Source organism: Monashia sp. HAY1-5C, from assembly GCF_056755255.1.
Genome location: NZ_JBPGXG010000510.1, coordinates 1 through 255, shown reverse-complemented (window position 1 = coordinate 255; position 255 = coordinate 1). Strand labels below are relative to the sequence as shown.

The 255-nt window shown below is 72.9% G+C and carries 1 protein-coding gene; it reads right to left on the bottom strand.

Going from position 1 to position 255, the window contains the following annotated elements:
• Window positions 1–255, bottom strand: a 255-nt coding sequence (locus tag ACR9ZK_RS22605; protein WP_481344168.1) for a PKD domain-containing protein, incomplete at both ends; no start/stop codon positions are given.

Genomic DNA, 255 nt, shown 5'->3' with positions numbered 1-255 from the left:
GTGGCCGAGGTGGAGGTGCCGGTGATGGTGCCGTCGCCGAAGTCGAAGGCGTAGGACAGCGTCTGCCCCTGCGGGTCGGTCGACGCCGAGGCGTCGGCGGTGACCGAGACGGGCGCGGTGCCGCTGGACGGGGTCACGGACAGCGAGGCCGTCGGCGGCCGGATCGCCGCGGAGACACTGACCGTCTTCTGGGCGGTCGCGGTCAGGCCGGAGGTGTTGGTGACCGTGACGACGACCGTGTAGCTGCCGGCGGTC